This is a genomic window from Chitinophaga sp. Ak27, from assembly GCF_012726295.1.
Lineage (GTDB): Bacteria > Bacteroidota > Bacteroidia > Chitinophagales > Chitinophagaceae > Chitinophaga.
Map to the genome: position 1 here is coordinate 368056 of NZ_JABAOB010000006.1, position 23998 is coordinate 392053.

Annotated in this window: 20 protein-coding genes; 11 read left to right on the top strand and 9 right to left on the bottom strand. The window is 46.8% G+C overall.

Annotation, left to right across the window (positions count from 1 at the left end; genetic code table 11):
- Positions 1 to 50: 50 nt before the first annotated feature.
- The 7 genes from HGH90_RS21250 to gldA all read right to left on the bottom strand — a co-directional run bounded on the left by HGH90_RS21250 (position 51) and on the right by gldA (position 5799).
- Positions 51 to 1253: a nucleoside permease gene (locus HGH90_RS21250; RefSeq protein WP_168766969.1), complete on the bottom strand. Its 1203-nt coding sequence runs from the start codon at positions 1251 to 1253 to the stop codon at positions 51 to 53.
- A 104-nt stretch (positions 1254 to 1357) separates the two neighbouring features.
- Positions 1358 to 2086: a YqjF family protein gene (locus HGH90_RS21255; protein ID WP_211172663.1), complete on the bottom strand. Its 729-nt coding sequence runs from the start codon at positions 2084 to 2086 to the stop codon at positions 1358 to 1360.
- 2 nt (positions 2087 to 2088) lie between these two features.
- Positions 2089 to 2736 carry an endonuclease III gene (nth, locus tag HGH90_RS21260; RefSeq protein WP_168766970.1) on the bottom strand — a complete coding sequence of 216 codons (648 nt, stop codon included), beginning with the start codon at positions 2734 to 2736 and terminating at the stop codon, positions 2089 to 2091.
- A 39-nt stretch (positions 2737 to 2775) separates the two neighbouring features.
- Complete coding sequence (locus tag HGH90_RS21265) at positions 2776 to 2991, bottom strand: hypothetical protein (protein WP_168766971.1); 216 nt, start codon at positions 2989 to 2991, stop codon at positions 2776 to 2778.
- A 108-nt stretch (positions 2992 to 3099) separates the two neighbouring features.
- Positions 3100 to 3411: an FtsB family cell division protein gene (locus tag HGH90_RS21270; protein WP_168766972.1), complete on the bottom strand. Its 312-nt coding sequence runs from the start codon at positions 3409 to 3411 to the stop codon at positions 3100 to 3102.
- 90 nt (positions 3412 to 3501) lie between these two features.
- On the bottom strand, positions 3502 to 4791 hold the full coding sequence (eno, locus tag HGH90_RS21275; protein WP_168766973.1) for a phosphopyruvate hydratase: 1290 nt from the start codon (positions 4789 to 4791) through the stop codon (positions 3502 to 3504).
- Between the two features lie 93 nt (positions 4792 to 4884).
- Positions 4885 to 5799: a gliding motility-associated ABC transporter ATP-binding subunit GldA gene (gene gldA, locus HGH90_RS21280; RefSeq protein ID WP_169191856.1), complete on the bottom strand. Its 915-nt coding sequence runs from the start codon at positions 5797 to 5799 to the stop codon at positions 4885 to 4887.
- 159 nt (positions 5800 to 5958) lie between these two features.
- Here gldA and HGH90_RS21285 point away from each other — a divergent pair, with 159 nt between their 5' ends.
- The gene (locus tag HGH90_RS21285) at positions 5959 to 7647 is read left to right on the top strand and encodes a M23 family metallopeptidase (RefSeq protein WP_169191857.1); all 1689 of its coding nucleotides are present in this window, start codon (positions 5959 to 5961) and stop codon (positions 7645 to 7647) included.
- A 29-nt stretch (positions 7648 to 7676) separates the two neighbouring features.
- Entirely contained in the window at positions 7677 to 8141 is a 465-nt protein-coding gene (bcp, locus tag HGH90_RS21290; RefSeq protein WP_168766976.1) for a thioredoxin-dependent thiol peroxidase, read from the top strand.
- Positions 8142 to 8216: 75 nt separating this feature from the next.
- Here bcp and HGH90_RS21295 read toward each other — a convergent pair whose 3' ends face one another.
- Positions 8217 to 9767, bottom strand: a complete 1551-nt coding sequence (locus tag HGH90_RS21295; protein ID WP_145660786.1) for an SUMF1/EgtB/PvdO family nonheme iron enzyme — start codon at positions 9765 to 9767, stop codon at positions 8217 to 8219.
- 153 nt (positions 9768 to 9920) lie between these two features.
- On the opposite strand from HGH90_RS21295, the gene porU reads away from it, so the two are divergent.
- The 8 genes from porU to HGH90_RS21335 all read left to right on the top strand — a co-directional run bounded on the left by porU (position 9921) and on the right by HGH90_RS21335 (position 21291).
- Entirely contained in the window at positions 9921 to 13328 is a 3408-nt protein-coding gene (porU, locus tag HGH90_RS21300) for a type IX secretion system sortase PorU (RefSeq protein ID WP_169191858.1), read from the top strand.
- A gap of 107 nt (positions 13329 to 13435) precedes the next feature.
- On the top strand, positions 13436 to 14614 hold the full coding sequence (gene porV, locus HGH90_RS21305) for a type IX secretion system outer membrane channel protein PorV (protein ID WP_168766978.1): 1179 nt from the start codon (positions 13436 to 13438) through the stop codon (positions 14612 to 14614).
- Between the two features lie 118 nt (positions 14615 to 14732).
- Positions 14733 to 15221, top strand: a complete 489-nt coding sequence (gene ispF, locus HGH90_RS21310; RefSeq protein WP_168766979.1) for a 2-C-methyl-D-erythritol 2,4-cyclodiphosphate synthase — start codon at positions 14733 to 14735, stop codon at positions 15219 to 15221.
- Between the two features lie 36 nt (positions 15222 to 15257).
- Entirely contained in the window at positions 15258 to 15701 is a 444-nt protein-coding gene (gene dut, locus HGH90_RS21315) for a dUTP diphosphatase (RefSeq protein WP_168766980.1), read from the top strand.
- A 3-nt stretch (positions 15702 to 15704) separates the two neighbouring features.
- Positions 15705 to 17441 (top strand): tetratricopeptide repeat protein, encoded by a 1737-nt coding sequence (locus HGH90_RS21320; RefSeq protein ID WP_168766981.1) that lies wholly within the window; start codon positions 15705 to 15707, stop codon positions 17439 to 17441.
- A 24-nt stretch (positions 17442 to 17465) separates the two neighbouring features.
- Complete coding sequence (locus tag HGH90_RS21325) at positions 17466 to 18302, top strand: DUF4292 domain-containing protein (protein WP_168766982.1); 837 nt, start codon at positions 17466 to 17468, stop codon at positions 18300 to 18302.
- Between the two features lie 91 nt (positions 18303 to 18393).
- Complete coding sequence (locus HGH90_RS21330) at positions 18394 to 19809, top strand: murein hydrolase activator EnvC family protein (RefSeq protein ID WP_169191859.1); 1416 nt, start codon at positions 18394 to 18396, stop codon at positions 19807 to 19809.
- 93 nt (positions 19810 to 19902) lie between these two features.
- On the top strand, positions 19903 to 21291 hold the full coding sequence (locus HGH90_RS21335; RefSeq protein WP_168766984.1) for a murein hydrolase activator EnvC family protein: 1389 nt from the start codon (positions 19903 to 19905) through the stop codon (positions 21289 to 21291).
- On the opposite strand, the gene bshA is transcribed toward HGH90_RS21335, so the two are convergent.
- Positions 21288 to 22427, bottom strand: coding sequence for an N-acetyl-alpha-D-glucosaminyl L-malate synthase BshA (gene bshA, locus HGH90_RS21340; RefSeq protein ID WP_168766985.1), 1140 nt, complete (start codon positions 22425 to 22427; stop codon positions 21288 to 21290). The two genes, HGH90_RS21335 and bshA, sit on opposite strands and share 4 nt — an antisense overlap.
- A gap of 174 nt (positions 22428 to 22601) precedes the next feature.
- On the opposite strand from bshA, the gene HGH90_RS21345 reads away from it, so the two are divergent.
- On the top strand, positions 22602 to 23975 hold the full coding sequence (locus HGH90_RS21345) for a M20/M25/M40 family metallo-hydrolase (protein ID WP_169191860.1): 1374 nt from the start codon (positions 22602 to 22604) through the stop codon (positions 23973 to 23975).
- The last annotated feature ends 23 nt before the right edge of the window (positions 23976 to 23998 follow it).

Here is a 23998-nt window from a genome sequence, read left to right on the forward strand (position 1 = left end):
CTTTTGCTTTATAGAAATCTGAACGCTTTGCTCAATGATTATGTATGCAGCTACTTACTCTGCCTGCTATCTCTGAAAAATAACATAAATAACACCAGCACCACAGCGGCAATACCTGCAGGAATTAACCAGATACTCTGCCAGTTGTGACCATTAGCGGTTTTATAGGACGCTACAATAGGACCGGAAATTAAAAATCCGATAAGCATCCCCACGCCGTAAGTGGCCAGCGTCACAAAGCCCTGGGCAGAGCTCTTGAATTCTTCTCCCGCTATCTTATCAGTATAAATCTGACCAGTTACAAAGAAGAAGTCATAACAGATGCCATGGAGCACAATACCTATAATCAACATCCAGTAATTGGCATCAATATTTCCATAGGCAAACAGGGTATACCGGATTACCCAGGCCAGCATACCTAATCCCAGCATCTTCTTTACGCCCAGGCGCGCAAAGAACAGGGGCATTACCAGCATAAACAGGAACTCCGACATCTGGCCCATAGATTGCTTGCCGGCAGCGGCATTCATACCTATCTCGTTTAAAAACGGATTGGTGAAATTATAATAGAATGCCAGTGGTATACAGATGGCGATGGAGGATAGAAAAAACAGCAGGTAAGAACGGTTTTTCAGCATGCGGATAGCATCTAATCCCAGGATTTCCCTTACAGAAATTTCCGTGCCTTTCTTTGACGGCGGTGTTTTGGGCAGGGTAAAGCTAAACGCTCCCAATAATAGCGAAGCAGCGGCCGCCATTTTAAAGGTGAGGTCGAGAGAACTGTTCTTTTCCCAATTTAGCCAACCGATCAGCAGGCCCGCAATGATCCATCCCGCGGTGCCAAATACACGAATAAAGGAAAACTCCTTGCTGGGATCACGCATTTGCCGGAAAGAAATAGAATTTACCAGCGCCAGCGTAGGCATATACAGGATCATATATGCCAGCAGCAAGGGGTAAAAAGTATCGAAGCTCGTCATGCCCGAACAGGTCCATAACAGCGCAGCTCCCAGCAGGTGGATTACGCCCAGGATAATTTGTGCGGCGATAAAACGGTCGGCAATAATACCTACAATGAATGGTGCTATCACTGCACCAATAGATTGGGTCAGAAACGCTACTCCCACCTGGCTGTCGGTGGTGCCTTGCAGGTTTTTCAGCACGAAGGTGCCCAGTGTAACAAACCATGCTCCCCAAATAAAGAATTCGAGGAACATCATAAACGATAGTTGTACCCTAACAGCTAATCTCATAACGACTAATACTTAATTTATTGCATCTTAATGAACCATTTAAGATAAATAAAAAATGATAGTTATAGTTGAAATTAATGATGGATAAAAGAAACTTTCGTTGTTTACAGCGTACCCCGTCTGATTGTTTTGCCTGGCATGACAGCAATGTCCGAGCCCACGGCCAGCAGAGCACCTAGTGGCTGTTGCTGCAACATGGGTTCGAGGCTATTGCCATACAAAGCACAGGCATTACAATGATATGCAAAATCGGTTACGGGATGAATTTCCCATTGAGGATGCGTGACCTGGTATTCGCTGGTGCTGTATGCGTTCAGCTGGGTATATCCCCAGTAATGTTCAGTAATAAATTCGGCTTCGCTGCCCGGCAATATGGATTGGGTGGCCTGTAGCGCGGTAGCAGATAAATGGTTCCATTCATTTTCAACTTTCCACCGGTAGCTAACCTTGAGGCTGTGTGCATCGGGATATTGCCAGCTATGACTCATTTCGTAGGTAGCATACCTTTCGCGGTAAATGCTGTTGGCTACCAGGGTGATAAGTGGTTTGGGAACCAGTTCTTTTACAAATACCACTCCTCTTTTCCAGGTACCGCTTTCCTTGTAGCGAACGTAGAAACGAAGATTAACCTCTTCAAAAGTACGATGGCCAGGTAAACTGAAGCCTCTTACCCGGGTATTTTCGAAGAGAAATCCTACCAGGCTGATATAGTGGGTGTTATTCCAGGTGTCGAGTTCTGTATGTGCTGGCAGCCAGTGGCGGAGCACTGCCGGATCAGCTTCAAAATTGATCATCAACAGCTTTTTCCAGGCAGCGGTAAGGAACGGGCGCATGATTAACTGGCTTTTACAAGTTTGGCGTAATACTTACAGGCCGGGCGAAGCCCGCATTCTCCGCATTTGGGATTTCTGGCCACGCAAATATAGCGGCCATGCAGGATAAGCCAGTGGTGGGCGATGTACACCTTTTCTTTGGGTATATGTTTAATGAGTTGTAGTTCGGTTTGCAGGGGTGTTTTGGCGTTGGTAGTCAGGCCAATGCGTGCCGATACCCGGAATACATGGGTATCCACAGCCATATTGGGTTGCTGGTGTACCACGGAAGTAATAACATTGGCGGTTTTCCGTCCTACGCCGGGTAATTTCACCAGTTCTGGTACCGTGGCAGGGATTTCTCCATTAAAGTCCTCTACCACCATGTTGGCCATGCCAATCAGGTGTTTCGTTTTATTATTGGGATAGCTGATGCTGCGGATAAGTGGGAACAGATCATCGAACGTGGCTTTACTGAGGGCGTATACGTCCGGATATTGCTCAAAGATGGCCGGGGTGGTCATATTTACACGTTTATCTGTGCATTGCGCAGACAGGATAACAGCTACCAGTAATTGGTATGGATTGTCGTAGATCAGTTCTGTTTCGGCATTGGGCGCATGTTCCTCAAAGTACTTGAGAACAAACGCATAGCGCTCTTTTTGAGTCATGCCCTAAAGATAGGAAAAATGAAAAAAGTAAGCAGCGGGCTACTTTTTTTCAGTTTGCTTGTTGCTGGCATAATCAAAGATCAGCTGGAGGGTAGATGGCCGGGGAGTATAGCATACTGTATTCAGTGCTGCTGCGGTGTCTTTAAAGCGGGCTTGTTCTTCCTGGGTTAAGGAAAGTTCCTCCTGGTGATGTTTTAGGTCGCTTTTTGTAACCAGACACAGGGTAGACAGTACAGAAAGTGTAAAATTACTCATGCATTATTGTTTTAGTAAAAAGAATAGGTTCTATTTTATAACGGAGATAAAGTGGAATCTATTGTTAATTTAAGATAAATTTTTAAGAAATGCAAGAGGGCGCCAGGGCTATTGTTGTGGGGCGGGGGTGATAATGAAAAGGTCTTCATTATCTTTTTTCATATAATATTTTTCGCGGGCAAATTTCTCCAGTTTTTCGGGGCTGGAAAGGAGTTCCTGTTGTTCTTCCCGGGTTTGTTTGATTTCCTGGATAAAAAAGGCTTTCTGTTCTTCCAGTTTATTTACCTCAGACTGAAACTGGTACTGCGACATGAGGTTGGTTTTGTCCAGGAAGGATATCCAGATAACAAATGCCGCGAATGCTATGAAGAACTTGTTCTTCAGAAAAGCCGGCACTTTTATGGATTTAAACCTGGACATAAGGCAATTTACTAAAGAATTACGAATTACAAATGACGTATTTACAGTAATACGCCCTTTGTAATTCGTAATATGATTGCTCCCGGAGGATTATTTTTTAACACCGATAGCGTTAGTAGGATAGATCGCTACTTCGCCCAGTGCTTCTTCGATACGCAGTAACTGGTTGTATTTCGCCATACGGTCAGTACGGGAAGCAGAACCGGTTTTGATCTGACCGCAGTTCAATGCAACAGCGAGGTCAGCAATAGTGGTATCTTCGGTTTCGCCGGAACGGTGGCTCATGATAGAAGTATAACCGGCTTTATGTGCCATGTTAACTGCATCGATGGTTTCAGTAACGGTACCGATCTGGTTTACTTTAATCAGGATACTGTTGGCAATACCTTTATCGATACCTTCTTTCAGGCGCAGTACGTTGGTAACGAACAGATCGTCGCCTACCAGCTGTACACGTTTGCCTACGGCATCTGTCAGTTTTTTCCAACCATCCCAATCATCTTCTGCCATACCGTCTTCGATAGAAACGATAGGATATTTGTTTACCCATTCTGTCCAGTAAGCCACCATTTCATCGCTGCTGATTACTTTTTGGGAGCTCTTGTAGAATTTGTAGCTCTTGGTAGCTTCGTCGTACATTTCGCTGCTGGCAGCATCCAGGGCGATAGCAACCTGGGTACCTGGTTCGTAACCAGCGGCTTTGATAGCTTCCAGTACAGTTTCAATAGCTTCTTCGTTGCTTTGGATTTCAGGAGCAAAACCACCTTCATCACCTACGTTGGTGCTGTATCCTTTCTTTTTCAGTACAGATTTCAGGTGATGGAAAATTTCCACGCCCCAGCGTAAACCTTCAGAAAAAGAAGGAGCGCCCACCGGTACGATCATGAATTCCTGGAAGTCGATTTTATTATCTGCGTGAGCACCACCGTTGATGATGTTCATTAAAGGAATAGGCAGGGTCAAAGCGTTCACACCACCGAGGTAACGGTAAAGTGGCTGATTGCTTTCTTCAGCAGCAGCTTTAGCTACCGCCATGCTCACCGCCAGGGTAGCGTTAGCGCCCAGTTTAGCTTTATTAGGAGTACCATCGAGCTGGATCAGCATTTTATCGATACCAGCCTGATCTGTTACTTCCCAGCCAATCAGTTCTTCCGCAATAATATCATTTACGTTGCTTACAGCCTGTAATACGCCTTTGCCCATGTAAACAGCCTTATCGTTGTCGCGCAGCTCTACCGCTTCGTGCTTACCTGTAGAAGCACCGGATGGTACTGCTGCACGGCCAAAATGTCCGTCTTCGGTGGTTACATCAACCTCAATTGTAGGATTACCGCGGCTGTCGAGGATCTGCCTGGCATGGATTTCTGAAATAGTACTCATAATTCGAAAGTTGTTATTGTTAGCTATTTATTTGGTTCTCAGCGCTTAGCGCTTTAGCGGGCGAGTAAGACCAGGGCTAAAAGCGACCAAGGGCTAAGCACTTTTCGTTAGTTCCCGGAATATGGTTTCCAGGCTTTGTGAATTGCTCTGCAAAGAAAGTATGTTCCGGTTATTAATCAAAGCAAATTGTAAGAGGTTTTTTCTCACCTCATCCACTTCCCCGGTAAATAACTGCCAGCTTTGGTCTTCCCTGGCCACCACGCGGCTAATGCCGCCTATCGTCATCAGTTCGGCTTCCGTAACGGATTCGCCAAATGTAACCATTAAATAACCCTGGGAGCCATTTTGCTGCTGTAAGAGGGATAACTTGTCATCGGCAATAATTTTCCCTTTGTTGATGATGATAACCCGGTCACAGAGCGCTTCTACCTCTTGCATAATGTGGGTAGAGAGGATGACCGTCTTGTTGGCGCCCAATTCCCTGATCAACCGGCGGATATCTGCCAGCTGGTTAGGATCCAGTCCTGTAGTGGGTTCATCCAGTATCAGCACCTCCGGATCATGTAAGAGCGCCTGTGCAAGCCCAACCCGTTGTTTATATCCATTGGATAAAGCGCCGATTTTCTTGTGTTGTTCCGGCTGGAGGCCCGTTAACCGGATTACCTCCATTATCCGCTGCGCACCTGCCTTGCCCAGCTGATGGATGCCGGCCACGAATTCCAGGAATTCCCTGATATACATATCATAATACAGGGGATTAGACTCTGGCAGGTAACCTACTCTTTTACGTACTTCCAGCGATTCGGTAACGATATCAAATCCACATACACTGGCTTTCCCGCTGGTAGGCGGCAAAAAGCCGGTAATCATTTTCATGGTAGTAGATTTCCCCGCGCCATTTGGTCCCAGGAAGCCGGTAATTTCCCCTTTTTTAAGCGTAAAGGAAATGGCATCTACCGCCCGTTGTTCGCCGTATACTTTACTGAGTTCTGATACCTGGATAGACATGTATGCTTGCACGTTTTGCGGCAACTAATGTACTATAAAAAGAGGATAAAGTATAAAGCCCCCGCATATGCAGCAGCAGCAAGCTGCTTCACCCGCCGGCAGTAATTGGTAACTGTGAAGGACACATAACCTTTTCCCTTTTTCCTACATTTGCATATTATGAAGAGAGTCATCGGCCTATTTTGTTTGCTACCGCAACTGTTACAGGCGCAATCTATTCCGGTAAAAGACTACCCGCAGGGTTATTTCAGAAATCCTTTGAATATTCCCATTGAACTGGCTGGTAACTTTGGAGAACTGCGACCTAATCACTTCCATTCGGGAATGGATATCAAAACCCAACAAAGGGAAAACCTGCCGGTTCATGCGGCAGCAGATGGATACGTAAGCCGCATCGGTGTTTCACATACCGGGTTTGGTAATGTATTATACATTACTCACCCTAATGGATATACGACAGTGTATGCTCACCTGAACGCCTTTTTTCCGGCCCTGCAGCAATACGTGAAAAAGCAGCAGTACCAGGCCGAAAGCTGGGCCAGTGACCTTGTTATCCCGCCCGGCATGTTTCCCGTAAAGAAAGGCGACTTCGTGGCGTGGAGCGGCAACACCGGAGGTTCGGCCGGTCCGCATCTTCATTTTGAAATCAGAAATACCCAAACCGAAAAACCGCTAAACCCGCTGCTGTTCGGTTTTGATATTGCAGATACGAAAGCCCCTGACGTATACCGCATTGCTGTGTACGACCGGGAGAAAAGTATCTACGAACAACAACCTATTACGCTGGCAGTAAAGAAAGTCGGAGGCGAGTATGTTACGACACAACCTGTCATTAAGCTGAACGCCAGCAAAGCAGCATTGGGCATTAGCGCGGTAGACCGCATGAATACCGGCAATATTTACGGTATTTATGAGGTAACCCTTTACCAGCGCAATGAGCCGGATATCGACTTCCAGCTGGATAATATCGGATATGATGAAACCCGTTACCTGAATGCACATATCGATTATAAAATAAAGAAAGGCGGAGGTCCATACTACCAGCTGCTCTTTTCTTTGCCGGGCAACAAACTGGATATCTATCACGATGTAAAGGGAGATGGTACCATTTCATTGGAAGATGGCGCTGTACATGATGTGAAATTGCTGGTGAAAGATGCCTATGGCAATACCTCCACCGTGAAACTGGCCTTGCAGCAGGGTGGCCCGGAGCCGGCAGACAAACCTTGCGCCAATACGATGTACCCCGATTCCCGGAACATATTTGAAAACAACCAGGTGGAGTTTTACCTGGATGAAGACGCATTGTACGATAAAATTTGTTTCAACTACCAGGAAACACCGGCAACAAACCCCAAGGCTTATTCCAATATTTTTCACCTGCATACGCCACTGGTGCCCATACACGATTTCTTTGGCGTACGTATGCGCCCATCGAAAATAGTGCCTGAACACCTGCAGTCAAAGGTAGTAATGGTGCGGGAAGGTATGGGAAGCAGCACTTCCGGTACCACACTGGAAAATGGCTGGTATAAAGGCACTTTCCGCGATTTTGGCAATTTCCACCTGGAAGTGGATACTATTGCACCCAAGGTAACGCCACTGGGCATAAAGCCTGGCGCTAACCTCGCCAAAGCAACGAAGATAGCCTTCGCTATGAACGACGCCAGTGGTATTCAAAGCTATCGCGCAGAGCTGGATGGCAAATGGTTGCTGTTTTCACGCAGAGGTAACGTGCTTACTTATACGTTTGACGAGCATTGCCAGCCAGGAACACACGTACTGGTGATGAAAGTGACCGACGTGGCCGGAAATGAAGGCACTTACCGGTTGTCTTTTAAAAGATAATTGAACACTGGAAACCTAAACTCTTATATATGGTGGGAAACTTAAAAGAAGGCGATAAAGCCCCCGTTTTTAAAGGAAAAGATCAACATGGCAAAACCATTTCACTAACGGATTTTAAAGGAAAACGGGTGGTGTTATATTTTTATCCGAAAGACATGACACCGGGATGTACTACCCAGGCATGCAATCTGCGCGACAACTATACATTATTGTTGAAAAAAGGATATGTAGTAGTGGGTGTGAGCACCGACAGCGAACAAAGTCACCAGAAGTTCATTGAAAAATATGAGCTGCCATTTACCTTACTGGCCGATGAAGATAGGAAGATTGTTAACCAGTACGGCGTGTGGGGCGAAAAACAAATGATGGGAAAAGTGTACGATGGGACTCATCGCACCACTTTCCTTATTGATGAAAAAGGCGAGATTGCACATATTATCAAAAAGCCGGACACTAAAAATCATACGGAAGAAATCCTGGAACTGTGGAAATAACCCGTTGATATAAGCGATAAAAAAAGAGCGAAGATGATTTCATCTTCGCTCTTTTTTTATCGCTTATATTAAGTATTATCTTTTCTGGCGTTGTTTCTTAAACAGGTTACCTGTTTTAAACTTGTTACCTTCCGGACTACCTACACGGTCCATGGCGCAACGGAAACCAACCGTATTTGTGGCCATATCTTCCTGCATGTAGCGGCGTGTACCCGGCGAAAGCCAGTAAGCACGGTCATTCCAGCTACCACCTTTCACCACGTGTGATTTATCGTTGATGAGGGAAGTGATACCGTAACCATATTCTACCTGAGAGAGCGAGTCACCATCAAGATAGTTGATTACATCACCTTTTTGATAGTTAAGACGGTTAGCACTTTCTTCGTCTGTTACATCACGCATTTTCAGGTGCCCTAAGCTGTCCTTTTCGAACTCTTTATTTTCGTTCTGGTAAACAGTCTGGAACTTATTACCACGATAGTAGTTGAAGTCTTCTCCATCGATCGGGTTCAGTGGTCTGTATACGTCGAGTACCCACTCTGCTACGTTACCCGACATATTGTAGATACCGAAAGTGTTTGGATAGAAAGAGCGGATGGGACCAGGGATAGAAGCCCGGTCGTTCAAACCACCAGCCACACCCATGTTATCACCGGAACCACGCTTGAAGTTGGCCAGGAACTGTCCTTGCATGGTACCGCGGCGGATATCACGTAAACCGCTGGTATTGGTTCCCCAGGAATATACCTGTTTGTTCATGATCAGCTCTTCCCCGTGTTTACCTTCTTTTTTGGAAGGACCGGGGTTTTGACCAATGTAACCCAGTGCTGCGTATTCCCACTCAGCTTCCGTCGGGAGACGGTAATTAGGCAACATGATACCATCTTCAAAGGCAGCGTTACGGGGAGTTCCGTCCGCATTTTTGAACTGGCCCTTGGTTCCTTTAGACATTTTACCGGGAGTACCTTCGTATAAACCGGCAGTATATGACTTGGTGTCGAACGTATTATCGTCTGACTGGTTATTTACGTCTGCTTTGGAGAGCAGGCCTTTGTCCATCAGCAATTTTTCGTTTACGCGGTTGGAACGCCATTTACAATAGTCGGTTGCCTGTTTCCAGGTAACGCCTACTACCGGATAGTCATTATATGCCGGGTGTCGGAAATAATATTCTACCAGTGGCTCGTTGTAGGCCAGTTCACTACGCCATACCAGGGTATCTGGCAACGCGTTGCGGTATACATCCGGGAATGACTCGCCGTAAACGCGGTTCAACCAGTAGAGATATTCGCGGTAGTGTATGTTGGCTACTTCCGATTCGTCGATGTAAAAGGAGGAAACAGTAATACGACGTGGAATATTGTTCCAGTCGCCCATTACATCCTGTTCCGTTGCTCCCATGGCAAAGGTACCGCCCTGTACGAAAACAAGACCAGGACCTGTTTGCTGGTTTACATTTTTTGCTACGCTGAAACCGCCCATTTTCTGGTCGTTATAGTTCCAGCCGGTAGCAGAAGAAGCCGACTTCTTCTTACCGAAAAGTCCCCCGCCGTCTTTGTGACAGGCACTCATGGATAGCATTACGCTGGTACCTACGAGCAATGATAAAGAGGTTAATCTACGCATGCGATACAGCTTTTGTCTAGTATATTTACAGTAAACGCAAATGTACTCTTTTTTATTTTATGGCGAAAAAAATTAATTTGTAATTTGCTGCCAATCGTCCCCGCTGATAAAGGGTCTGCTAAACCAGAAGGCCGAAAAACGGCGATTAAGATAATGAAACTCAATTATATTTTTATAGGGATGTTCCTGATTTTTTTGCTGGGAGAAACAAGAACATCTGCCCAGCAAAGCCCAAGGCAGTATAAAAAAAATTCCGTGCTGGCCGGCGGCAGCTGGTATAAACTGGCGGTCAGCGAACCTGGCGTCTATAAAATTAGCGGCTCCCTGCTAAAAAGTATGGGCATGACCGCCCGTCTGCCCACAGGGACTATCCGCTTGTTTGGCACCGGTGGGCAGATGCTGGACGAAGCCACCAGCTCTCCCCGTTATGACGATTTGCCCGAGGTAGCGCTTTATGCGCAGGATAGCGGAGATGGCTACCTGGATGACGATGACTACCTGCTTTTTTATGCTCCCGGTCCACATAGCTGGAAGTTCAACCCTGGGTCCGGTATCTTCAGCCATCAGCATAACCTGTATGCCGACACTGCCTGGTATTTTATTACAGCCATGGACAATGGCCTCCGTATAACATCCGATAACACACCTTTACAACCCGGCATTCCGGAAAATACCTTCGATTACCATGCCTTTTACGAACGGGACAGCATTAACTTCCTGAACAGCGGGAAGCAATGGTGGGGACAGGAGTTCAGTAAAGTAGTAGGGCTGTCGCGAAACTACCGTTTCATACTGCCTGCGGCGCCTACCGGGCCGGTAACGCTGACCATGCGGGCGGCCGCCCGCAGTGGGGGGAGCGGAAGTACCTTTAATGCCACGGTTAACCAGGCAAGCGCCATTAATAGCCTATACCTGTTGCCGGTAACGGACAATATATTTGATGGGGTGGCTACCGTGGCCACGGGCTCGGGCACTGCTCCGGCGGCCCAGTCCGAGGTGGAAATAGGAGTGACCTTTGTACCGGGCAATCTCAACGACCGGGGATGGCTGGATTACCTGGAGGTGCAGGCCCGTTGCCCGCTAGTACTGCCGTCCAATGGTATGCTGGATTTTCGCAACACTACGGCGGGGGCTTTTCCCTATACCCCCCTTGTCCTCCACAATGCTGGTGATCAAACGAAAATATGGGATGTTACCGATCCCATACATCCCGTGGCTGTAAACGCTCTACTGCAGGGCGATTCCCTGCTGTTTAACCGGAAAAATGATCGTCTCCGTGAATACATCGCTTTTAACGAAACAGCTGCCATGACTCCCATGCTGGTGGGGACCGTTCCCAACCAGGACCTTCATGGAAATGAGGCTGCCGATATGATTGTTATTACCACCGCGCCATTGAAAGGGGCTGCTGAAAGACTGGCAGCGCTGCACCAGGATATGGATCAGCTGAAAGTGCAGGTAACTACCATTGACCAGGTGTACAACGAGTTTGGAGCGGGTACTCCCGACCCTACCGCGTTGCGCGATTACATAAAGATGTTTTATGACCGAGGGCCCGCGCCCCGCTACCTGTTATTGTTCGGTGCGGCCTCCTACGACTACCGCTGGCGGGTAAAGAATAATACGAATGACGTTCCCTCCTGGGAAAGTATGGCGTCCCTGGATGCTATCCGGTCTTACGTAACTGATGATTATTTTGGGATTTTAAAAGATGGGGCAGATATTAACCGCATGGATATACCAGATTTGCCGGAAATGGGTATCGGGCGTATCCCAGCCCGCACGATAGGGGAAGCTTCCCTGGCAGTGGATAAAATTATCCGCTATCGGCAACCGGCAGCTTTTGGCCCTTGGCGTAACCAGGTAACCCTGGTAGCAGATGACGAAGATGATAACCTGCATTTTGAAGATGCCGAGAAAATGGGAACCGTCATAGCAGGTAGCGCGCAACAGCTCGATATAGATAAAATATACCTGGATGCTTGGCCCCAGGAATCCAGTAGTGCCGGTCCTGTTATTCCGGCGGTTAATGCTGCTATTGCCAGGCGTATCAACAAAGGTACCCTGGTATTCAACTATTCGGGGCATGGCAGCAATTCCCGGCTGGCTGCAGAAAATATCATGGACGCTACCAGCATTAATGACTGGCACAATGATCAGCAGCTTCCCTTATTTATCACGGCTACCTGCGACTTTGCTCCATACGACGACCCAGGGATTACCTCCCTCGGGCATCGTGTGCTGTTACAGCATTCCGGAGGGGCTATTGCCTTAATGACTACTACCAGGGCCGTTTTTGCCGCCTCTAACCGATTAATGAATGCAAATTACCTGGAGGTTGCCTTTACGCCATTGGCCGATGGTGCTATGCCTACCCTGGGCATGGCAGCTATGCTGGCTAAAAAGCAGACTAACAGCAGCTCCAGTGATGTAATTAATAACCGCAAGTTCCAATTACTTGGCGATCCTGCCCTCACGCTGGCTTTTCCTGCCTGCCGGGTGGTAACCGATTCCATTAACGGGAAAGCAGTGAATGGTACGGTGGATACGATAAAAGGGCTGGGTACTTACACCATCAAAGGACATATTACCGATGCGCAAGGAAAGTCCCTGGATGCTTACAGTGGTACGCTGAACACTACTGTATACGATCAGCCAGCCCAACTAAAAACGCGGGGAAATGATCCCGGCAGCCAGCCGGCAGCTTTTGCCCTACAGCAAAATGTACTCTTCCAGGGAACGCAAACGGTGACACAGGGGAAGTTTTCATTTACATTTGTAGCGCCCCGGGACATCCGGGATGGTACAGGTAAGGGAAAGATGAGTTATTATGTGAGTAACGACCGGCAGGATGGTAATGGCTACTTCGATCATTTCATTACCAACGGCCTTGCAGCCAATCCTGCCCGGGATGTATCCGGACCGGCAATAACGGCCTGGTTGGATAACCGGCGCTTCAAAAATGGCGATATTACCGGGCCATCGCCGGTATTGCTGATAGACCTGGCTGACAGCAGTGGAATCGATATTTCCGGGAACAATGACAGCTATCGCCTTGTGGCCGTTCTGGATAGTTCAGAATATTTTGTGTTAAATGATTATTTTGCGGCATCTTTGGACAGTTATAAGAAAGGAAGTATACTATTTCCTTTGGGTGGATTGCCCGTCGGAGAGCATAGGATTACTATTAAAGCATGGGACACTTATAACAACGCTGGCACTACTACGATCTATTTTAAGGTAGCAGAACAAGGAGCACTGGCAGTAGAAGAGGTGAGGAATTATCCAAATCCCTTTCATGATGCAACACGTTTTACCTTTTTGCATAACCAGCAGGGAGAAGAATTACAACTGACTTTGCAGGTATATACAGTAGGGGGGCGCTTGGTGAAAACATTACGCAGCACAATAATTTCTGTCACTGGTCGTTATGATGGCATACCCTGGGATGGTTGTGATGATGCGGGAGTAAAACTATCTCCAGGTTTGTACGTGTACAGGTTAATTATCAAGACCACGAAAAGAACGCAGACAAAAGGCGGTAAACTGGTATTATGGTAGTCCGTGTAAAGTGCGTAGTATTTTGACCAATATCCCAAATAAACCCCTTTCTATGTTATATTAATAAATAAGATTATTTTTACATCCTTATCAAATACAAAATCTGCATGATCCGAAAGGTAACAATGGGCCTTGTGTTCATTTACGGTACTTTCATAAGTTTTAACGTTTCAGCGCAAATCACCAATCCGGGGCAGACAGATGGCCGTACTAATGCTGTTAATACCGCCGTCCCTTTTCTGAGAATTACACCGGATGCACGAAGTGGTGCTATGGGCGATGTGGGCGTAGCACTCTCACCGGATGCATATTCTATTTATAATAACCTTTCCAAACTGCCATTCGCAGAAAAGAATGCGGGGCTTGCAGTTACCTATACACCCTGGTTGAAAGAACTGGTGAATGACGTTTTCCTGGCGAGTCTTACCGGGTATACTAAACTAAACGATAAAGAAGCCATATCGGGGTCTTTGCGTTATTTTTCCCTGGGAACCATCAATTTCACGGACTTAACCGGTAATCCCAATGGCGATTTCCACCCGCGGGAGTTTGCGTTGGATGCAGGTTATGCCCGTAAGCTGTCTGACCACTTCTCTATCGGGTTAACCGGCCACTATATTTACTCTAACCTCGCAGGAGGCCAGAGTACCAACGATGGTATTATCAAGGCAGGTAAATCTTTTGCGGTAGATCTGTCCGGATTTTATACCAAAGAGTTTGAAAAGTCTGATGGGCTGGTAAACCGGCTGAATATCGGGATGGCCATTTCCAATATCGGAACCAAGATTTCCTACCTGGGTTCTGCTGCCAACAAAGATTTCCTGCCTACCAACCTGGGTATCGGAACGGCTTATACCATTTCCCTGGATGAGAGCAACCAGCTGACTTTTGCGCTGGATATTAATAAACTGATGGTGCCTACGCCGGATTCATCAGGAGCCTATAAAGAGAAAGGCACCCTGCAGGGCATGTTTAGCTCTTTTACAGATGCGCCGGGAGGATTTAAAGAAGAAATGCAGGAGCTAATGTATTCTGTAGGTGCGGAATATTGGTATAACCAGCAGTTTGCCGTTAGAGCAGGTTATTTCAACGAAAACAAATACAAGGGAAATCGTAAATACTTTACTGCTGGTATCGGTGTCAAGTATGATATTTTCGGACTGAATTTTTCTTACCTGGTGCCTTCCGGAACCGGTATTCAGCGTAACCCGCTGTCGAATACCCTGAGGTTTACACTGACCTTCGACCTGGGCCCGAGAGATGAAGAGAGTCGTACCGGCTGGTAACGATATACCCGTAAAATAACTAACTGGTTAAACGGTTGAATCCCTCCGCTAGACGGGGGGATTTTTATATTTAATGCCTTACCTTGCGGATTGGCATAATGATTAAATAATTACAAATATGAGTAGGATACGTATTGGATTAGGGGTAGACTTTCACCAATTGGTGGAAGGCCGCGAATTCTGGTTGGGAGGAGTATTGGTACCACATCACAAAGGTGCCTTGGGACACAGCGATGCCGATGTGTTGTTGCATGCCATCTGCGATGCTATGCTCGGTGCCCTTTCGTTGGGGGACATCGGCGTGCATTTTCCCGATACAGATAATACCTATAAGAATATCGACAGTAAGATATTATTAGCCCGTTGTGCGCAGCTCATTGGAGAAAAAGGTTACCAGGTAGTGAATGTAGACAGTACCCTTTGCCTGGAGGCGCCCAAAATCAAATCTTATGTACCGGCTATGCAGGCAGTTATTGCATCTATCTTACATATCAGCACAGAAGATGTATCCGTAAAGGCAACTACCACAGAAAAAATGGGATTTGTAGGCCGTGAAGAGGGCGTTACGGCCCATGCAGTGGTATTACTGGAGCATATTACCCAGTAATTACCATTCCTTAGTATTTTAAAATATCTTTGTTCAATGGCGGATATTATTGTAAAAATTATTAATAAGTCCGGTAACGAATTACCGGCCTATGCTACGGCGGATGCGGCAGGAATGGATCTCCGGGCACACCTGGAAACAGCGGTAACGCTGCAGTCGCTGGAAAGAGTACTGATTCCTACTGGTTTATTTATGGAGCTGCCAACTGGTTATGAGGCGCAGATCCGCCCACGCAGTGGACTGGCTGTTAAACAGGGACTCACCGTCCTGAATACACCCGGCACGATAGATGCGGACTATCGCGGAGAAGTAAAAATAATCATCATCAATTTGTCTAACGAACCGCAAACTATTCACCCGGGCGACCGTATCGCTCAAATGGTAGTGACCCCCTTTGTACAGGTGGTTGTTCAGCCAGTAACCGTATTGACAGAAACCGTTAGGGGAGAAGGTGGGTTTGGACATACCGGTAAATCCTGATAAATGCGGATATACTTCACCGTTATAGGACTGGCTGGCATTTTGTTAATGGGAGCTTGTAGTGGCGCCAGGCAAACGGCGTCGCGAAAAAACGCATCCAGCAAAAATGCCGTTGTGCTTGCACAACGGGCTGATAGTCTTTTTTTTGCCGCACAGCGTTCCAAAATGCTGGGCGATTACAGCACGGCCATTACCCAGTACATAGACTATTTACGGCTGAATAAAAATAATGCAACAGTTAACTATGAGCTGGCTCGCTTGTTCATGGAGACGCAGCATGCAGAGAACGCCCTGATTTTTGCTCGCAGGGCCGCAGCCCTCGATCCGCAAAATCATTGGTTCCAGGTAACCCTCGCGGATGCGTATGCCGTTAATCAAAGATTTGACAGCGCAGCCTACGTGTTTGATGGCCTTACCAACAGGTATCCCGATAATGAAGATTATCTCTACAATAAAGGCATACTCCTGGCGAAAGCCAATAAACCTGCTTCAGCACTGGCTACTTTTAACCAACTGGAGAAAAAAGTAGGCGTAGTAGAAGAACTTATCTACCAAAAACAAAAATTGCTGCTGAAGATGAGCATGGTAGATGAGGCTGCAGCAGAAATACAGAAACTGATTGATCAGAATCCTCAGGAAATCCGCTATTATTACCTTTTGGCAGAAATTTATGACGCCAATGACCGCGTTCCTGACGCGGCATCGGTATATCATACCATCCTGACCAAGGACCCGGATAACCCCAGGGCACTGATTGCCCTGGCTTCATATGCCAGGAAAAACAATGATATGGCTACTTATTGGGCTAATCTTACCAAAGCTTTTGCCAACCCGAATTATAATATCGACGAAAAAGTTGCCTACGTATATCCATATCTTCAAATGCTGAACCTCGATACAGCCAAGCTGGACGAAGGATTGCGCCTTACTGCCCTGATTATCCGGGCACATCCCCAGGATGCCAAAGCCTACGCATTACAAGGGGATATGTTTTCCCAGGCCGATATGATTGACAGTGCAGAAGTGAGTTATAAAAAGGCGATCAGCCTCGACGATACCCGCTTTTCAGTATGGTACCAACTAATGTGGATTTACTCCCGCAAAGATGATCCAACGGCATTGCTTACCCTCAGTAATAATGTTACCACCAAATTCCCTAAGGAATTTATGGGCTATTATTTTAAAGGGGTGGCCAGCTTCTTGTTACAACAATATCCTAATGCAATCAACTCATTGAATACTGCATTGGAGATAGGAAATGGGGAAAAGAAATTTTTAGGAGATATTTATTCGCTGCTGGGAGATGCTTACCATGCAACAGGACAGCATAAACAGTCAGACAGCAGCTATGAACGCGCTTTGCTGTTGCGTCCAAAAGATGCGCTGATCATGAATAATTACAGCTACTACCTGTCGCTACGGGGAGAAAACCTGGACAGGGCGGCGGAAATGTCAAAGCAGTCGCTGGAGATAGAACCCGATAGCCCAACTTACATGGATACCTACGCCTGGATACTTTTCCGTCAGGAGAAGTTTACAGAGGCCAGGCAATGGATTGAAAAAGCCCTGCAGTATCCGGAGGCACAGAAAAATCCGAATGTACTGGAACATTATGGAGACATTCTGTTTAACCTGAAAGAAGTTACAAAGGCAGTAGAGTACTGGCAGATGGCTAAAGACAAAGGAGCATCCTCTGTAGACCTGGTCCGTAAAATTGCTGAAAAAAGATATATTCAATAGGCTTTTAGCTACAAGTATTGATCAATGAAGAGAAACATTATCGTCACACTTTTAATTGCATCCATTGGTATGGGTATGATGGCCTGCCGTCATCCCAAGAAACTGGCAAGAAACACTTTCCCAGCCGCGGATACTACTAAGGTAACCGTTGCCAGGGATAGCTCTTCTAATGAGGAGTTAGCCAGGTTTACCAGTGACATGCTGAAGGGAATACATGCCAATCATATCGATTTTACCACTTTTTCCGGTAAGATGAAGCTGGCATTTGAAACAGATAAAAAAAGCCACAATAACCTGAATGCTACCTTCCGTATCAAAAAGGATAGTATCATTTGGATTTCTATTTCGGCGCCTATTGTAGACGAAGTGATCAGGGCAGTAATTACGCCGGATAGCCTTAAAATGTATAACCGGTTGGATAAACAATTATTCCTCCGAAAGATGTCGGATGCAGAGGAGTTACTTAATATACCATTTGATTTCTCGACTCTGCAGGATATGCTGATTGGTAACCCGGTATATCTCACCGACTCCGTATACCAGGTGGTAAAAACGCCATCTATCATCTCTTTTAGCTGCGATCATGCGAAGTTTGTGAGCCTGTTTAATGTGTTTGCGGATGACTACGGATTACAGCAGAGCAAGGTCATGGACAAAGACAGCATCAGTGCTATCAAACGTTCCTGCGAGCTCACTTATGGCGACTATACAACGGTGGCCGGGCGTAAATTCCCTACCACCCGTCGTATTTATGTGGAAGAAAAAAATGTAACCAAGGTAGCGCTTGACTTTACGCGGTACGATTTTGATACGCCGCTGAGCTTTCCTTTTAGCATGCCTTCCAGCTATAAGCGCATGTAAAATGAACATTGCGTAAAATGTCGTCTTTATTAAACTAATAAACGTTGTATATTTATTTAATTTGCAGTTACTAAAACTAGTCATGTTGTATTTGAAGAAGATTATCCCGTTTGTATTGATGCTATGGTTAGTGCCAGCTATGTTGGCAGCCCAGAATAATGGGCAGCAACAATCGCGGGAGGAACTTGAGCGTAGGAAAAGGGAACTGCAGAAAGAAATAGATGATGCCAACGAACAACTGAAGGAAACCAAGAAATCTACCCGGGAAAGCCTCGGGCAATTGCGCGCCCTGCGTGATAAAATCACCCTGCGTTCCCGGCTGATCAATAACATTAATGAAGAAATCAACTTTATTAACGGGGATATCAATACCGCGATGCGGGATGTAAAAACACTACAGAAAGACCTAGATACCCTGAAAGCCCAATATGCTCAACTGGTTGTTTACGCCTATAAGAACCGCTCCTCTTACGATATGATGAACTTTGTGTTTTCAGCACAGAGTTTTAATGACGCCGTAAAGCGGTTTCAATATTTAAAGCAATATCGTGAATACCGTCGCCGGCAGGCCGATAATATTGTGACTACCCAGGAACAGCTGAATCATAAAATTCAAAACCTGGAAAACCAGCGGGTAAAGCGTTCGGATGTGCTGAAAACGGAACAGGATCAAAGAGCTACGCTGGAAGAAGATAAGAAGGAAAAAGATGAGGTGTTGAGTAAGCTGAAAGGACGTGAGAAAGAGTTGGTAGCGGATATTAATCAGCGTAACAAAGATGCACAGAAAGTACAGGCAGCTATCCGGGCAGTAATCCGCCGGGAAATAGAAGAGGCGCGCCGTAAAGCTATAGAGGAAGAAGCTGCCCGTCGTAAGGCTGCAGAAGAAAAACGCCGGAGAGACGAGGAAGTCCGCAAAGCCGCACTGGCTGCCGCTGAAAAAGCAAAAGCGGATGCCGCCGCCGCCAATAAACCAGTTCCTGAAAAACCGGTACCTCCGCCAGTGAAACCACCGGAACCTACTCCGGAACCGGAAAAACCAGCCGCCCGTACGGAGAACGTACTGGAGGCCACACCAGAAGCGTTGGCCTTATCTGAAAGTTTTGAAGCTAACCGCGGAAAGCTCCCATGGCCGGTAGATGCAGGTAACATTATCGAGCACTTTGGTATTCACCAACATGCGGTAATGGAACATATCCAGGTACCTTCTGATGGTATTGTGATCGCCACCAATAAGGGCGGCGCCGTTAAATCCATTTTTGATGGAGAAGTGAAATCCGTAGTAGTGATGCCAGGATCCGGCTATGTAATTATTATTCGTCATGGACAATACTTCACCACGTATGTGCGTTTGCAGACAACGAAGGTGAAAAAAGGAGATATGGTTAAGACAGGGCAGGTAATAGGTACCGCCAGTACCAATGATATTGAAAACACCGGTGAAGTAGAACTGCAGATATGGAAAGGCATTAACAAGCAGAATCCTGAGCAGTGGATAAGAAGAAGATAGATATTTGAGCTTAACTAACTGAAACTATACGATGAAGCTGAAAGCACTTTTGAGTGCTTTCAGCTTTTCGCTTACTAACCAAATGCTTTTTTTTTGAGAAAGTTGATCCCTCTTCTGATGGCGCTGTGGCTATTACCTGCACCGTTGTTGGCACAACGGAGTAAGGTACAGTCGCGCACCGTATTGGAAAACCGTAAACAGGAGCTGCTAAAAGAAATAGAAGCAGCAAATAAAGCCCTGCAGCAAACCAGGAAGTCAACGCGGCAGAACCTCTCCCTACAGCGGGAACTGGAGCAGAAAATTGCCAGCCGCAATCAGCAGATCGTTAGCATTAATAAAGAAATCAGCTTAATAGAAGGCGATATCAGCAATACTAACAATAACGTACACACGCTGGAAAAGGAAGTAGACTCTTTAAGGGCACGTTATGCCCAGCTGGTGGTATATGCGTATAAAACCCGCGACTCATACAATGTACTCAGCTTTCTTTTTTCGGCCACCAGTTTCAACGATGCCATACGCCGGTACCAGTACCTGCAGCAATATCGTGAAAACCGCCGCCGGCAGGCAGAAAACCTCTTATCTACCAGGGAACTACTGGGCCAGAAATTAGTAGTGCTCCAGCAAAAACGAGCAGAAAAGGCAGGAAGCCTGCACCAGGAGCAGCAACAGCGGGTTAATCTGCTGGCGGATAAAAAGGAAACAGATCAAACAATTGCCCAGCTGAAAGGCCAGGAACAGGACTTACAGCGACAAATCAATAAAAGTAAAGCCGAAGCTAAACAGGTTGACCGGGCCATCCAGGAAGCGATCCGCCGCGAAATTATCGCCGCGCAGAAAAAAGCAGCTGCCCAGGCATTGGCCAGGAAGAAAGCAGCGGAGGCCAAACGTAGGCAACTGGCTGCTGCCAGGGAGGCCAGGAGGAAAGCCGCATTAGCTGCCGCGAAAAAGGCGCATAAGAAGCTGCCTGTAAAACCTGTGGAAGAAGAGAAAGAAGAAGCTGACGATGATCTACCACCGGTAAAAACATCAGCCGAAGATGTACTGGCGGCCACGCCTGAAGCACTCTCCCTGTCGCGTGATTTTGAATCTAACCGGGGGCGCTTACCCTGGCCGGTAGACGCCGGACGAATCACGGGCCACTTTGGGGCAGGCAAAATAGGAAAAATTGAAGTGGACCACAACGGTGTTATCATTGCTACCAGCAAAGGAGCGGCTGTCAAAGCCATTTTTGATGGAGAGGTGATTATGGTATTTATGATTCCAGGCGCAGGATATATGGTTACCCTGCGCCATGGAAAGTATTTTACCAATTACGTGAGACTACTGGATGTACGTGTCAGCAAGGGCGCTACTGTAAAACGTGGTCAAACCCTGGGTGTTGCTGCTACCGGTGGCGCCGGCAGCGGTGGTGAAATAGAATTGCAGATATACCGGAATACTATAAAACAGAACCCAGAACGCTGGATACGTTCCCGTTAAAGTAATTGCACCTGTTTTTGCAGCACTTCTTCATATAGCGCCTCATACCTTGGTATGATATTGTCGATATGAAAACGTTGGGCCTGTTCCCATGCCCCCTGCCTTACCTGCTTCAGGAGGTTTTCATCTTTCAGCAACCGGATAGCGTGTGCAGCCATGCCTTCTACATCGCCCACATTGCTCATATAGCCGGTTTGTCCGGGGATATTGATTTCAGGCAACCCGCCTGCGTTGGAGGAGATTACTGGTACTTGTGCCGCCATGGCTTCCAATGCGGCCAACCCGAAGCTTTCATATTCTGAAGGCAGCAAAAACAGGTCGCTGATCGACATCACATCTTCTAATTGTTCCTGTTTTCCGACAAACCTTACATCCTCGCAGATGCCTAACTCACGGCAAAGGCATTCTATAGAAGGTCTGTCAGGGCCATCACCTACCAACAACAGTTTAGCAGGAATTTCCTGGCGCACCCGGGCAAATACTTTCACGACATCCGGTACCCGCTTCACTTTACGGAAGTTGGACACGTGCAGTAATATTTTTTCGCCATTAGGGGCAATTGCCTGCCTGAAATGAGGCAGTTCCCGGCGGCTGAAACGTTGGGTATCCACAAAGTTGTAGATCACCGATATGTCCTTTTCAATAGGGAAAGACTTATAGGTTTCATCCCGCAGGTTTTCCGAAACGGCGGTAATAGCGTCGGATTCATTGATGGAGAAGGTAACTACCGGTTCATAGGTTTTGTCCTTGCCCACCAGGGTAATGTCTGTACCGTGAAGCGTAGTAATAAAAGGCACTGTTCTGCCATGTTTTTTCACGATTTGTTTGGCCATATATGCGGTAGATGCATGTGGGATGGCGTAGTGTACATGCAACAGATCCAGTTTCTGGTTAATAATCACATCCACCATAGTACTGCTGAGAGCAGATTCATAGGGAGGAAAATCAAAAAGCGGATATGTAGGGACCTGTACTTCGTGATAATATATATTAGCGTGAAACGCGTTAAGCCTTACTGGTTGCTGGTAGGTGATAAAATGTACCATGTGGCCCTTATCTGCCAGGGCCTTACCCAGTTCGGTTGCCAATACACCACTACCACCGTAGGTAGGGTAACATACTATTCCTATGCGCATGAGATGTTTTTTTGCATTCCGCAAAGGTACTAAAAAGCAGAAAGGATACAGCATAGGCCAAAGCCAGCCGGGATGCAGGGATAGGCAATCGGCTATTGCCGGCCTCACCTCGATAGCTTTATGCTTTACTCCTGCGGCTTTTTTAGTAGTTTTAACGATAAATTAACCTGCTGCATGAAAAAGTTTATAATGCCGATTTTAGTGGCCTTTTCCCTTCCTGTTGTTGCCCAGAGCCAGGAAAAGGACTCCCTCACATTAAGAAGGCTGGCGGATGAAGTACTCACGCATAGTACAGCATACGACAACCTGCACACCTTAACCAAGAAGGTAGGTGGCCGCCTGGCAGGATCCTCCCAGATGGTAAAAGCCGAACAATGGGGCGTGAAAGCCTTGAAGGCTGCCGGAGCAGATACCGTATATCTCCAGGAATGCATGGTGCCTCATTGGGTAAGAGGCGCTGCCGAAGAAGCCCGTATTATATCGAAGCGGCGCGATTTCATTCCCCCGCTGAATGTACTGGCTTTGGGAAATTCCGTAGGCAGCGGACCTTCCGGTGTAACAGCCGAAGTGCTGGAAGTAGCTTCTTTCGATGACCTGGAGGCCAAAAAAGACCAGGTTAAAGGGAAGATTGTTTTTTATAACTATCATTTCAATCCCACTTTTATCAAAACGTTCCATTCCTATAGGGACGCCGTACAATATCGTGGCCAGGGCGCCAGCCGTGCAGCTAAATACGGTGCAGTTGCTGTCATTGTTCGTTCTATGAGCCATGCAGCCAATAATTTCCCCCACACAGGCGCTATGGCATATGATAGTGCCTACCCTAAGATCCCGGCGGTGGCTATCGGACTGGAAGATGCCGACCGTTTGAGTCAGCGGCTGAAAGATGATGTTGATGCGAAGGTGTTCCTGCGTACCAATTGCGTGATGCTGAAAGATACTATTGGCCATAACGTAATCGGGGAACTACGGGGTAGTAAGTATCCTGATCAGTACATCACGGTAGGCGGCCATCTTGATTCCTGGGACGTGGCGGAAGGCGCCCACGACGATGGCACCGGCTGTGTGCAGTCTATAGAAGTGCTGCGTGCTTTCAAAGCAACAGGAATAAAACCGGAACGTACCCTTCGGGTAGTATTATTTGCCAATGAAGAAAACGGAACGCGGGGTGGCCGTAAGTACGCGGAAGTAGCCAAAGCACGCCAGGAAAAACATATCTTCGCGTTGGAAAGCGATGCAGGCGGCTTTACGCCACGTGGCTTTACCACTACGATGGATGCTGCCGAAAAAGCAAAGATGGATAGCTGGAAACCCTTATTTGCACCCTATGGCATATACGATTTTGAAGAACCCGGTGGGGGCGTAGATGTGGGACAATTGCACGAAGCATTAGGAACACCGATGGCTGAACTTTCTCCTGATTCGCAGCGTTATTTCGATATTCATCATGCAGCTAATGATGTATTCGAAAACGTGAATAAAAGGGAACTGGAGCTAGGTGCTTTTGGTATGGCTGCTTTAATTTACCTTGTAGATCTGAATTTCTGATTATCCACTACTAAAATATACTT